Source organism: Cohnella sp. GbtcB17 (assembly GCF_019091135.1).
Taxonomy (GTDB): Bacteria; Bacillota; Bacilli; order Paenibacillales; family Paenibacillaceae; genus Cohnella.
On sequence record NZ_JAGXJW010000206.1, the window covers coordinates 1 to 336 of the forward strand.

Here is a 336-nt window from a genome sequence, read left to right on the forward strand (position 1 = left end):
AAGCCGTGCGTGTCCCATCCGGCCTTGCGGGTGACGCGATAGCCGGACGTCGTCTTGTAGCGGCTCACGAAGTCCTTGATGACGCGGCCGAGCACGTGCCCGATGTGCGGCTTGCCGTCCGCCGTAGGCGGGCCTTCGTAGAAGACGAAGTTCGGCTTGCCGTTGCGGTTTTCGATGGACCGGCGGAACGTGCCCTCGGCCTTCCATTGCTCCAATACGCGCAGCTCGCGGCTGCGGGCTTTTTCTTTTACGTCCACGCGACGCATGTCCATCATTCCTTTTCTCGTCGGATTTACTGCGGTCTGAAAATAAAAAAAGCCCCGTCCCGTAAAGGGA

The 336-nt window shown here is 60.1% G+C and carries 1 protein-coding gene; it reads right to left on the reverse strand.

All coding sequences use genetic code 11. The features are described 5' to 3' along the window. The coding region (locus KVT38_RS33610) for a class I tRNA ligase family protein (RefSeq protein WP_217598059.1) at window positions 1–266 on the reverse strand (266 nt) is incomplete at its 3' end. Window positions 267–336 lie beyond the last annotated feature (70 nt).